This is a genomic window from Snodgrassella communis (genome assembly GCF_914768045.1).
Lineage (GTDB): Bacteria > Pseudomonadota > Gammaproteobacteria > Burkholderiales > Neisseriaceae > Snodgrassella > Snodgrassella communis.
In genome coordinates, this window is sequence record NZ_CAJZCD010000004.1 from 61,549 (window position 1) to 73,751 (window position 12,203).

Annotated in this window: 9 protein-coding genes, 2 tRNA genes, 1 other RNA gene and 1 pseudogene; 6 read left to right on the forward strand and 7 right to left on the reverse strand. The window is 43.3% G+C overall.

Going from position 1 to position 12,203, the window contains the following annotated elements; translation table 11 throughout:
* On the forward strand, positions 1 to 612 hold the full coding sequence (locus MJ761_RS05510; RefSeq protein ID WP_080701820.1) for a ZapG family protein: 612 nt from the start codon (positions 1 to 3) through the stop codon (positions 610 to 612).
* A gap of 83 nt (positions 613 to 695) precedes the next feature.
* Here MJ761_RS05510 and MJ761_RS05515 read toward each other — a convergent pair whose 3' ends face one another.
* On the reverse strand, positions 696 to 2,117 hold the full coding sequence (locus MJ761_RS05515; RefSeq protein ID WP_093091833.1) for a 3'-5' exonuclease: 1,422 nt from the start codon (positions 2,115 to 2,117) through the stop codon (positions 696 to 698).
* Positions 2,118 to 2,343: 226 nt separating this feature from the next.
* On the opposite strand from MJ761_RS05515, the gene MJ761_RS05520 reads away from it, so the two are divergent.
* Positions 2,344 to 2,420, forward strand: a tRNA-Arg gene (locus MJ761_RS05520).
* Between the two features lie 6 nt (positions 2,421 to 2,426).
* Positions 2,427 to 2,501 (forward strand) — tRNA-Glu (locus tag MJ761_RS05525).
* 98 nt (positions 2,502 to 2,599) lie between these two features.
* On the opposite strand, the gene MJ761_RS05530 is transcribed toward MJ761_RS05525, so the two are convergent.
* The 3 genes and pseudogenes from MJ761_RS05530 to MJ761_RS05540 all read right to left on the reverse strand — a co-directional run.
* A complete protein-coding gene (locus MJ761_RS05530; protein ID WP_093091835.1) occupies positions 2,600 to 3,316 on the reverse strand; it encodes an SIMPL domain-containing protein in 717 nt (238 codons plus the stop codon).
* A 122-nt stretch (positions 3,317 to 3,438) separates the two neighbouring features.
* An RNA gene (gene ffs, locus MJ761_RS05535) (signal recognition particle sRNA small type) lies at positions 3,439 to 3,536 on the reverse strand.
* Between the two features lie 343 nt (positions 3,537 to 3,879).
* A pseudogene (locus tag MJ761_RS05540) lies at positions 3,880 to 5,050 on the reverse strand (DEAD/DEAH box helicase); the annotation flags it as partial.
* Positions 5,051 to 5,479: 429 nt separating this feature from the next.
* On the opposite strand from MJ761_RS05540, the gene recA reads away from it, so the two are divergent.
* Both recA and trpE read left to right on the forward strand, forming a co-directional pair.
* Positions 5,480 to 6,529 (forward strand): recombinase RecA, encoded by a 1,050-nt coding sequence (recA, locus tag MJ761_RS05545; RefSeq protein WP_037407382.1) that lies wholly within the window; start codon positions 5,480 to 5,482, stop codon positions 6,527 to 6,529.
* A gap of 342 nt (positions 6,530 to 6,871) precedes the next feature.
* On the forward strand, positions 6,872 to 8,347 hold the full coding sequence (gene trpE / locus MJ761_RS05550; RefSeq protein WP_093091839.1) for an anthranilate synthase component I: 1,476 nt from the start codon (positions 6,872 to 6,874) through the stop codon (positions 8,345 to 8,347).
* 283 nt (positions 8,348 to 8,630) lie between these two features.
* Here the strand turns inward: trpE and modD are convergent, their stop codons facing one another.
* From modD to MJ761_RS05565, 3 genes are all read right to left on the reverse strand, one after another.
* Positions 8,631 to 9,476 (reverse strand): ModD protein, encoded by an 846-nt coding sequence (modD, locus tag MJ761_RS05555; protein ID WP_093091841.1) that lies wholly within the window; start codon positions 9,474 to 9,476, stop codon positions 8,631 to 8,633.
* A gap of 884 nt (positions 9,477 to 10,360) precedes the next feature.
* Complete coding sequence (locus MJ761_RS05560) at positions 10,361 to 10,639, reverse strand: carboxymuconolactone decarboxylase family protein (RefSeq protein ID WP_093091843.1); 279 nt, start codon at positions 10,637 to 10,639, stop codon at positions 10,361 to 10,363.
* Between the two features lie 24 nt (positions 10,640 to 10,663).
* Complete coding sequence (locus MJ761_RS05565; RefSeq protein WP_093091845.1) at positions 10,664 to 11,062, reverse strand: cupin domain-containing protein; 399 nt, start codon at positions 11,060 to 11,062, stop codon at positions 10,664 to 10,666.
* A gap of 467 nt (positions 11,063 to 11,529) precedes the next feature.
* Here MJ761_RS05565 and MJ761_RS05570 point away from each other — a divergent pair, with 467 nt between their 5' ends.
* Positions 11,530 to 11,970, forward strand: a complete 441-nt coding sequence (locus tag MJ761_RS05570) for a MerR family transcriptional regulator (protein ID WP_218060201.1) — start codon at positions 11,530 to 11,532, stop codon at positions 11,968 to 11,970.
* The last annotated feature ends 233 nt before the right edge of the window (positions 11,971 to 12,203 follow it).

Below are 12,203 nucleotides of genomic sequence, written 5' to 3' on the forward strand. Positions count from 1 at the left end.
ATGGCTAGTATAGTCATAGTCGTTGGTGATAACAGACGCAATATTGATTGGGAAAAGGAAAACAGCATGAATAGTCAGCTTTGGTTATATGTATCAGTTGCTGCAATAATCGGATTGTTGCTTGGACTTGGTCTGATGTGGTTGTTTATGCGTGGCGGTAAACAGCGTCAGCAGTATCAGACAGTAAAAGCCAGTTTTGATAGCTACCGTCAGCAGGTGGATAAACATTTTATTGATACAGCCGGTGCTATAGATGAGTTAAATCACAGTTATCAGAAAGTGTTACGACAGCTGAACAGTGATGCACTGCAATTAATGGAAAAAGCAGCCATTCAAGAACAGTTGCAGAAACGCGCCAACAAAAGCGTGACTCTGGCATTTATGACACAGTCTGAGAATAAAAATTCACAAACCGATACTGATACATCTGTACCTTATACTGATGTCACCGAAGCAACAGTAATACCAATTAATGGTATGCCGGATCAAGTACCCGATCGCATTGGACCAAATGTCGGGCATACACATGACCAGCTTACTCAGCCCAAACATACAGCACGTGACAATGCAGTAACGACCGCAAGTGAGGATTTACAGCAGAGTAAATCCTGAGCAATACTTCTTTGAGTATTATCCGTAATATCAATATCAGGCTGTAACAGTATAACTGTCACAGCCTGATATTTTTATCTCTTTCAGCGTACAAATACAATATTTGCTGGTCTTTTCAGCCGCTGTTTCAGGAGTTTCGGTAAGAGAGGATGGAAATACCAGTGCTGTTCATCTAGTCGTATACAGCCGGCCTGCGCTTCCAAAACTACTTCTGCTGCCGTTACTGCTTCGACCTCAGTAAGCTGTAACTGATGCCATCTACCCCAGTCACAAACCGGCAATAACGGCGCATATTGTAATACCAGCTCATTCTGTTTCTGCGTAGCCGCATCCAGACGACAACTGCCGTCACATAACTGCGCTGCCTGATTGGGACAGGGCTCATTGCGGGCAAGACTCTGAGGAGTGATATCCAGAACTGCCGGACATAAACCATAGCGGCGTGCCCAGTCAGCCAGTGCCCGTTTGGCAGCACGCGGATGCATGAATAATCCATAAGGTGGTTGTGACAGAATACCTTCCTTAAGCGTAATAATTCGTGCCTGTAGCTGATCATGATGGTTTGCCACAAAAGAAACCGTATACCATTTGGCTGGCGGGACTGTTTCATCAGCATAGGGTTGTGCCTGTTGTTGCAGCTGATAATGGCCTTGCAGCCATAGCGCATGTAAAATGCTGTTAGCCGGAATAAAATCAACAGTACCGGTTTGCGGCCATTGCCTTTGCACATTCTTATCCTGTAATAACGTACAGATATCAGTAAATGCCCGTTCCTGTACCATCATTGTGGTTGCCTCTTGCCGTGCTGCCTGCCACAGAATCAAGCCCGGACTATCTGGTAAAGCATATAAATGCTGGCGTAATTCAGGTTTGAGCCATGCGGGTAAATAGCCCGGTTTAATCAGAGCCTGCCATTGTGCCAGCCAGATAGCAGCAGTCTTTTCATATAAACTGCATTGCAGAAACTCTGTCAGTGCCAGTACATCTCCCATTGCACGATGACGTTCGGTAGCTGCAATATTAATCGCAAAACGCTCAATAATGCTATCCAGATTATGTTTAAAGTGCTGAGGATATAACTTACGTGAAAAGGGAACAGTATCCAGAGTTGGTGCGGCAAAGTTAATATGACAGCGTGCAAAGGCATGGCGCAGAAATGTATAATCAAAGCGACTATTATGAGCAACCAGCAGGTGACCACGTAATAAAGGCAGCAGCTCCTTAGCAATATCAGCAAAAGCAGGTGCATTTTGCACCATTTCATTGCTGATACCAGTTAATTGAGTAATAAAATCACTAATCGGCTGTTGCGGATTAAGCAGCCATTGATGACGGCTGATGTGCCCATGATGAAACCGCAGAATAGCAATTTCAGTAATCCGGTCGTGCTCAAAGTGCCCGCCAGTGGTTTCAAGATCAACAATGGCAACAGGCAAAGGCAGCGTAAACAGAACCGCTGCCAGCTCGGCAAATGCAGCGGCGTCATTATTAGCAACAATACTCATGACGCGAACAGAAGACGCAAAAGAATAACCATTTTATACCAAAATGTCTTGCTATACAGTCAATCTGCAACGTCATCAGCATTAAAAAAATCCGAAGTATTTTGTCCGGTAGATTAATACCTGCATTATCTTTTTCTAAAACAATATATTGCTTATTATTGCCATTTTTTAATGATGACTGGTATTGACAGTAATACCAATATTGCCTATACTGCACATCTTTCACGCACCCGTAGCTCAGTTGGATAGAGTATCTGGCTACGAACCAGAGGGTCGGGCGTTCGAATCGCTCCGGGTGCACCAGATTCCGCGCCCATCGTCTAGCGGTTAGGACATCGCCCTTTCACGGCGGTAACCGGGGTTCGATTCCCCGTGGGCGTGCCAATAAATAAGAAAAAGCCAGTTCATTAGAACTGGCTTTTTCTTATCTCACCGGCTTGGTTTCAGCTCAATAGAAATTTTAAACTGCTATCAGAATTGCATCATGGTAATCCTGTTACCTGAATCTTGCCATTAATATTTAACGTTAACCGTGTTTCTCCCGCAGCAGTATCCTGAACCGGAGCAGAATCTGCCACACGACTTAACAACATCGGCGCAGCATAAGCACCATAATTCTGCGCATCCTGACTACTACCCAGACTCATACTCACCACTTTATAGCCATGTCCGCCCAGTTCATGAGCAATTTGTACTGCGCGTTGCCGAAAACGCGCAATAGCCAGCTGAGTTAGCTTTGCTTCATAATTTTGCAGCGTAGTATCCGCCACCTGATAATTAATCGCCACAATGGCAGCCAGATTCTGTACATCAGCAGCAAACTTGTTCAACGCAGATAAATTCGTGCTTTTGACCTGTATCAGCGTACTATCCTGCCAGCCATTATCCACCCGTTTATCTTTCAGATAGTCAAATCTGGGTTCAACCGTGCGGGTTAACTGTGTCGTATTAAAATCATCATGCCGGCCGGCCACCGCCAGAACCTGATTCAGGCGAGTAGTAACAGTATGGCTGATTTGCTGCCTGTTGGCTCCCTGTTGCTGAATTTTTAACACCAGCACCATCTCATCACGGGCTACAGCCTGCGTAGCCTGTGCACTTAATTCAACTACACCATAATTCAATTCCTCTGCCAGACAACTAAAAGAACTGACAGACAGCAATACAGAAATTACAGATGAAAAAAGACGTATATTCATTGGGCAAACCCTTGTCGCAACCTGATTAAAACAGATTAGCAAAGCATAAGAATGAATACAACAATTAATTGATAAACAACAGAAATATGAAAGATAGAAGATGGAGAAAAGCTTGAAATGAAGGTGGCGAGCCAAACCCCCGGCACTAGTCACTTTAAGATGGGCTGCTTGCTTCCGCACCTGACCCGTTGTCCTAAATAACCATGCGGGGAGACCCGCCACAGCAGCGCATTATACCTATAGTTGTATTAATTCCCAAATTTTTTCGCAAATTACCGATTAATAAAAAATGTTTTTTTAAAAAATATAATTATTTCAAATGGCTAGATATTGGAGTTAAATACGGATTTTGGTTTTACGCGCGCCATAATTTGGCTGTAACAAAGCACATTGCGGATGATTGTGGCGGCTAAAGCGGCGCGCACGTCCCGGAATCTGCTGGCAGGGAATAGCAACTTCCTTATTATTCTGTGTCTTACTAGCGTTATTCGGAGTAGGTTTGACTGCACGTTCACGCGCAGCATCACACTCAACCCTGACGGAAGAAGCCTGTGATGCTTTATGTTTAGCCGGAGTCTGCTCCCACCAGCGTGGTTCAAAACCTTCAATCCGCTCAATCAGCAAGTCATTCCCAGTTAATTCCTTAATGGCATTAAATACTTTCTGTTCCTGCTCATCCATCAGCGAAATAGCCACACCTTCAGCACCAGCCCGACCAGTACGGCCAATACGGTGGACATAGTCTTCCGCATTCAGCGGCAATTCATAATTGATTACAAACGGCAGCTCAGCAATATCCAGACCACGTGCAGCCACATCAGTGGCTACCAGCACGCGCAGGCTGCCGTCTTTAAACTGCGCCAGTGTTTCCAGTCGCGTCTGTTGTGATTTGTCACCATGAATTGCCTGCGCACTGATACCACGACGGTTTAATTCCCGGTTAACCTGATCGACACTTTGCTTAGTATTACAGAACACAATAACCTGATTCATGTTCAGATCATTAATCAATCGTTGTAATAACGAACGTTTGCGCCCATTATCCAAAGCAATAATATGCTGTTCCACATTGGCGGAAGTCGTATTTTGTGCGGCTACCTGAATTTTTTCCGGATGATGCATAAAATCCTGAGCCAATCGCTGGATTGCCGGCGCAAAAGTTGCCGAAAACAGCAGAGTTTGACGTTGTGGTGGCAGCATTTGCATGATTTTGCGGATATCATCAATAAAACCCATATCCAGCATACGATCGGCTTCATCCAGAACCACAATTTCCACCTTATTCAGCTGGATATTCTTTTGTTGAATATGGTCAAGCAAACGCCCAACCGTAGCAATGACAATCTCGCAGCCCAGACGTAAATCCTGCTTCTGAGTTTCCATATTCATGCCACCAAACAACACCGTCTGGCGTAAAGACAGATTTCTCAGATAGCCCTGCACATTCTGGTCAATCTGGTCAGCCAGTTCACGTGTTGGCGTCAGTACCAACATGCGCACCGGATGCATGGCCGGTGAAGTGCTGCTATTGGCATAACGTTTCAGCCTTTCCAGACTGGGCAGCATAAAGGCAGCGGTTTTTCCGGTACCAGTTTGCGCAGCTGCAAGTAAATCCATACCTGCCAAAGCCTTTGGAATAGCTGCATGCTGAATTGGTGTAGGTTCCTGATAGCCCTGATCTGTCAGCGCAGAGACAATTTCCTGAGATAACCCCAGATTGGCAAAAGCATTCATATTAGACAACCCCCAGTTGCGGTCTGCAATGACATGCAACTGTTACGAATTCGATAGAATTGATGACTGTTCAAGCGTCAACATTATTAAGAAGAGCACCATAACACTAGATACCAAACATCACGTCATGGCCAAAGCAACAATACAGTCACTTATGTAAGCCAATAGTGTATCATCTTTATCAAGCCGTTATAAACTTGGCTGCTATCTACCTAAAAATTAATAAAAATTCGTAAAACATCATCCTGCTGAAATAATTGCGGTCATCTGCATTCAGCCACAGACGGGCATTTACTCCCGCAATAACAGATAACAAAATTTTAATATTCAAACAGATAGAATAACTGCACATTTGCTAAACACCTGATCAAAGGCTTATGCGATAATTGAATTATTGAAGTCAATTACAGAGTAAGTGAGCACAGCATCATGTCAGATGAAAAAGGTAAAGCATTAGCTGCTGCATTAGCGCAGATAGAAAAAAATTTTGGTAAAGGCTCCATCATGAAAATGGATGGAAGCCATACCGATGAAAATCTTGAAGTAATCTCTACAGGCTCCCTCGGGCTGGACTTGGCTTTAGGTGTGGGTGGTTTACCCCGTGGCCGTATCGTAGAAATTTATGGCCCGGAATCTTCCGGCAAAACCACCTTATGTCTGGAAGCCATTGCCCAATGCCAGAAGGGTGGTGGCGTATGTGCTTTTATTGATGCCGAAAATGCCTTTGATCCCATCTATGCACGCAAACTGGGCGTAAAAGTTGAAGAATTACTGGTATCTCAGCCTGATACCGGAGAACAGGCGCTGGAAATCTGCGATATGCTGGTACGCAGTGGCGGGATAGATATGCTGGTAGTTGATTCAGTGGCTGCACTGGTACCTAAAGCCGAAATTGAAGGCGAAATGGGAGATAGCCACGTGGGCTTACAGGCTCGTCTGATGAGTCAGGCCTTGCGTAAATTGACTGGTAACATCAAAAAAACCAATACACTGGTTATCTTTATTAACCAGATTCGTATGAAAATCGGCGTTATGTTTGGTAGCCCCGAGACTACCACCGGCGGTAATGCCCTTAAATTCTACTCATCTGTACGTCTGGACATTCGCAAGATTGGTCAGATAAAGAAAGGTGATGATGCTCTTGGTAACGAAACCCGCGTCAAGGTTATCAAAAACAAGGTTGCCCCACCATTCAAACAGGCTGAATTTGATATCCTGTACGGCGAAGGCATCAGCTGGGAAGGCGAACTGATTGATATCGGCGTGAAACTGGGAATTGTAGAAAAAGCCGGAGCCTGGTACAGCTACAATGGCAGCAAAATTGGTCAGGGTAAAGACAATGTACGCCAATGGCTCAAAGACAATCCTGAAATTGCCAATGAAATCAACCTTAAAATTCGCAACAAAGTTGGCATCACCACCCAGATTACCGAAGGGCAGCTGGATGAGACAGACGGCGAAGCACCGGTTGAAGAGTAAATTAGCCCCAAAGCTGCCTATATACAGGCAGCTTTTTAAAATTCAGCTACAGCAATCTTTAAATTAACTTAGCTACAACACATCAATAACCATACAAAATAAATTTTTTTGCTTAACCTGAAATTTCAGCGGTAGAAATGTCTTTCTGTACCAGATACCAGCATAAAAAATATCCAATAAAACACCACAATACAATCCCCAATACTGGCAATTAAATTGCCCTTTCCGGCCAGAAATGCGTTTCACTCAGAATTACGCTATGATATAAATCAGAAAAGAGCAGCAGTGCAGAAATTTTCATATTCAAAACAGCGTAACAATACCCAGACAAAGTAGAAAAACATGATTACCCTAGCTGAATACCAGCAGCAAACTGCCAACGGCTATACCCATATCCCCTTAGTACAGGAAGTGCTGGCAGATATGGATACGCCCTTATCGCTTTACCTGAAACTAGCAAATAAACCATTCAGCTACCTGCTTGAGTCCGTAGTCAACGGTGAGCGGTTTGGCCGCTACTCCTTTATTGGCCTGCCCTGTGATACCTATTTAAAAATATCCGCTAAAACCACCGAAGTTTATCAGCAGGCGCAGCTGGTTGAAGTACATCAGGGTAATCCGCTGGAATTTATTCATGCATTTCAAGCCAGATACAAAACGCCTGCTATTCCAGATTTACCCCGGTTTACCGGTGGGCTGGTTGGTTATTTCGGTTATGAAACCATTTATCATTTCGAGCAGATTGCCCATCGCCTCAAACAGGCGGATAAACCCAACCCCATAGGTATACCAGATATTTTTCTGCTGCTTTCATTGGAATTGGCTGTATTAGATAACTTATCTGGAAAAATCTACCTGATTGTTTATGCTGATACCAGTAAACCAGATGGCTATCAGCAGGCACGCGCACGGTTGGAGGAACTGCGTACCGCATTGCGCCAGAGCGTACAATTGCCGCTGTCACTTGGCAGCAAACAAACCGAACCCGTTGCAGAAACCGGTGAAGAGCAATACAAGAGCTATGTTAAACGAGTACGTGAATACATCCTTAATGGTGATTGTATGCAAGTGGTGCCCAGTCAGCGTCTGAGCATGTCATTTCATGATAATCCACTAAGCCTGTATCGCGCCTTGCGCACGCTGAATCCATCTCCTTATTTATTCTATTACCACTTTGATGACTTTCATGTTGTCGGCTCCTCTCCCGAAATTCTCGTCCGGCGCGAACAAAACAGCGTAACAGTGCGCCCGATAGCCGGCACCCGCCCTCGTGGCCAGACGCCAGAGCAGGATCAGGCATTGGCACAAGAACTGATTAACGATCCTAAAGAAGTGGCCGAGCACATCATGCTGATTGATCTTGGCCGTAATGATGTTGGTCGCGTCAGCAAAATAGGGCAGGTAAAAGTTACCGATAAAATGATTATCGAACGCTATTCCCACGTAATGCATCTGGTATCCAATGTGGCCGGTGAATTACAGGATGGAATGACGAATATCGACGTACTGGCCGCCACCTTTCCGGCCGGTACACTTTCAGGTGCACCTAAAGTACGCGCTTTAGAAATCATAGAAGAGTTGGAACCAAACAAACGTAGCATCTATGGCGGAGCTGTAGGCTACCTGAGTTTTTCCGGAGATATGGATTTATGTATTGCCATTCGTACCGGCGTTATCAGAAATAACACACTATATATACAAAGTGGTGGCGGAATCGTATTTGATTCCGACGAAGAACTGGAATGGCAGGAAACCCAGAATAAAGCCAGAGCGGTTATCAGGGCGGCACATATGGTGCAACAAGGTCTGGATAAATAATAGATAAACTTTTATAGCGCCATAAAACATTCCAGATTTAATACAAATTAGCAAAATTACATCTTTACCTTAACCACATGTTTGCTTGAAGTATTTTTTTCGCCAAGGAGTTATTTTTTTCCATACTTGATCTTTAAGAATTTTATTTCATAAAAATTACCATTAAATAAAAATCTATTGTTTTTTAGCTGTTCACCTTTTAAAACCAGTACAAATTGTATGGAGATAAACCGGAGTAATCCCATCTGGTTCAGAAAATTTAAGCCAGAAATCAGCATCAAATTTAAACAGGTTCCAGCCACACTTTAATATCTGTGGGCTGTGCATAGTAAGGTGCAGATGTGACCAGCAGTTCTGCACCCGCGCGCACATAATCTGCCACATTTAAAAGCGTAATTCCGCCAGCAGCTGACAGTAAACTGTTAGGTGCCAGTACTTGGCGTTGCATCAATACCCATGCGAATTGTTCCGGCGTAAACTTATCCAGCTGCACAATATCTGCCTGTGCGTTCAGCGCCGCCAATGCTTCTTCAACATTATCTGCCTCCACAATAACCTTTTTTTCCGGTGCCGCTCGGCGTAAGCGTGTCACCATTGCCTCCCAATTGTCCGGCTCAGCACAAAAACGCCGATGGTTAGCAAACAGCAAAATCGATTCAGCTGTACCAGCCCGATGCAAAATCCCACCACCGTCAATTATCGCAGCAATAGCCAACGATTTAGTGCCGGGAATAGATTTGCGTGTACAGGCAATTTGTACCAGCGGATTAATGGTTTGTGCAGTAGCCACCATCTGCGCCATGTACTGAGCCACACCACCACACCATTCCAGTACATTCTGTGCTACTTTCCAGCCCTGATGCAGATTTTCCATATTACCAACCGCCGTCAACAGTACCGCGCCTGCTGCTACATCATCCCCATCCCTAACATGTGTCACTACTTTCAGTGCCAGCTTCTGCAACAACCTTACCGCAATTGCCACACCACTTACCCGACCAGCCTGACGACGGCAAAATGATATCTGTCCGTTTTGCTGGCCAATACCTAAAGCGCGGGTAGTTAAATCGCCATAGGCAATATCATCCAGTAACAATCTGTCTAGTTCAGCATCAGATAGATAAAACATGCCTATATTTCCCTTGCATAATTAATTTCTCAACCCAAAAATTTCAAATTGGTATAGCCATTTTGTCATAAACCATTAGGCGCCTCAATGAGTTGGAAAAGGATTCAAATATGAATAAATGGCCGAACGCTAATTCTATCCATATTAAAACAGGTTGAAGCTGGTATTGCTGTTAAGGAGCTTTGCTTAAGTCCGGCATAAATAATTAGATATTTTATAAGATTAATTCAATCTGGTTGATTTAATTAATCTTTGTCTTTATTCATTTGTGTTTTAAATATGATTATTACTACGATATTTCAGTATAAAACCAATCATTGACGGTTTTAATTTAGTTATAACTGTTCTACTGGCGAGTTGTTGATAATTAGCGTGCTTATGCCGCTTACTGTATCCATCTTCACTGTGAATCACATATTTAGCGTCAAAAATATAGTTAAAGCAATTTCTAAGCCGCCTGTTGGTTTGATGTATTGATATTATGGTTGATATAGATATGCTATCAATATAATGATGATCACAATTAACACTGGTGAAATAATCGCTAATTACTGCTTTTACTGGCTGCCCTATTATATTTTCTCTGTTTTGCAGTCAAGTGCTAGGGGTAGGTTTGGAATATTTATCAAAAATTTCAATATTCTCATTACTATTAAAATAATTCCTTACTCCAGTATATTCCCGCAAAGCCCTTTGATAGAGATACCAGTTTCGGTTTTTTAATACAGATATGAATGGATAAGTGTTACCTATTTGCTGTTTAAATCCTCTGTGAGTTAATGGAAAGCATTTTATATTTTGGAGCTGTACTATTTTAAGAGGTAGTTACAGCTAAATTATTTTTCGCTGCTATTATAAATTTCCTTAGCCAGACTGAATGCTGATCAGGCTTTCGGCCAGCCGACGTAAAAGGCTAGATGAGTAATTATTTCAACGTTTTCTGATTGGCTAATACCGTTCTGTTTGCCAATACTTAAATGCGCACTTAATTGCTCGAAATTACCGGCACTGATTAGGGCAGCAATAGTAATCATGCTGCGCTGATGTGCTGGTAATTGCTGCTCTCGTGACCAAACTTCACCAAATAATAGCTCATCATTCAGATGGGCAAACTGTGGGGCAAATTCACCTAATAAATCATGACCTGCTGTCTGCTTTTTCATTGGGTTTTCCTGTGAATAGAATAATTACAGTGCGTTGTAATCGCTGCTGGTAACAGGTTCGAGCCATTCACTTTGTCCTTTGGTAATGGCTATATGACTGAACCAGCTGTCTTTGGTTGCACCATGCCAGTGTTTTACACCAGCATGGATAACCACTACATCGCCCGGATTAAGTAAACGTGCCGGCTTGCCGGCTTCCTGATACCAGCCCTGTCCGGCAGTGGCTAACAGAATCTGATATCCATGCTGGTGTTTGTGCCAGTGGTTGTGGCAGCCAGGTTCAAAAGTTACATTGCTTACGTCAACATCAACATTGCCATCCATAGCAGCCAGATTGCATAAATAACTCTGACCGATAAAATACTGCGCAAAATTGCAATTAACCGTACCTTGTGGAAAAATCTGCTTGAATGCTAAGGACATGTATTCGCTCCTGTTGTACTATGCATTACAGTCTAAAACTTCAAGTTCACTTTAACTCAAGTATTATTTTGTTTAGGGTTGAAGCTTGTTGTTTTAAAGTTGAATCATTTGCAGCGAGTATATTCACAAGTAAGGCAGTTGCCGGCTTTGTTTTCGCCGTTTAGCTAATGTTTTCCGATGCATTGGCTAAGGGCGTTGCAAACGTAACAATAATGTTGATAGTGGCTAGGTGTTATCGTACGCTGGTCAGGCAAACATGGTGTTGTTACGGGAATACTGTATGTCACAGGCAGTTGTTCGACGATTTTTCTCAGCTCTCCAGACAGCCTGCTGCAATATCGATGAAATCTGTGGGTGGTTGTTTACTGATATTTTCTGTACTTCGGGTTGGCTGCCAGCTGCTATGTTTGCGGTATTTTCTTTAATATGGAAAAGGTTTTTCTGTTTATTTGGGCTTTGTTTTGTACATGACTAATATTTCTACATCAGGCAAAATGCTTAGTATTCGCGCTTTTGCCGATATTTTTGGTTTAACGCCAGCTACGGTACGCTATTATGAAAGTCTGGGGCTCATTGCACCGCAGCGAACGTCGGGTCAGCGTCGCTATTTTACGCAAAAGGACGTTGATTGGATGCGTTTTGTGTTACATCTGAAAAATACTGGTATGAGTATGGCTCAGCTTCAGCAGTATGTATTACTGCGCAGTCAGGGCGACGCGACAATTGGGCAGCGTCTGGAATTGCTGTTGCAGACGCGTGCGGCTTTTTTGCAGCAGCAGGCGCAGTTGGAACAGCATGTGCAGATTCTGAATAATAAGATTGACTGGTATCAGCAGCGTCAGCAAGGGACGCTGTCTGATCAAGTAAGCTTTGCTGAATATCTGAGCAGTATCGGGCATCATTCTTAAATTATTACGGGTGTAATTCGTAAAAATATCATATTATTATGTGGATAAATATGTTTATTCACTACGGTGATATCTGGCCGGAAGTGGAAGAAGAATAGCTTATATATTATCTTTTGTTGCATTGTAGTCTGGACGAATACCACTTGTTTGAGGATAAACAGCATTTTTTGCCTATACCGGATAATGCCCATTAATTATTATGGCATGAGATGAAGGCAGCTAGTTGTCATAGT